General features: G+C 63.3%; 1 protein-coding gene. It reads right to left on the reverse strand.

Annotated features, from left to right (window positions below):
• Nucleotides 1–245: hypothetical protein (locus tag BST14_RS32175; protein WP_211280863.1), on the reverse strand; the 245-nt coding region annotated here is incomplete at both ends.

Here is a 245-nt window from a genome sequence, read left to right on the forward strand (position 1 = left end):
GTTCTTGATCAGCGGCATCTGCGCCTGGAAATCGGTGGTCAGGTAGTTGAAGTTGACCAGATAGGGGCGGATTTTCGCGGTCTCGTCGCGGAATCTGTAGTTGGCGTGGCTCGACTCGAGGAACAGGCAGGCGAAGAACGGCCGGTCGGGTAGTCGGCGATCGACGAAGCGCAGCAGGTCGTCGGTGTTCCGGGCGTCGCGCTGCCAGGCAGGCTCCGGGCTATCCAGCACGTGCAGGTCCTGGG

This window comes from Mycobacterium arosiense ATCC BAA-1401 = DSM 45069, from assembly GCF_002086125.1.
In the GTDB taxonomy this organism is placed as follows: domain Bacteria; phylum Actinomycetota; class Actinomycetes; order Mycobacteriales; family Mycobacteriaceae; genus Mycobacterium; species Mycobacterium arosiense.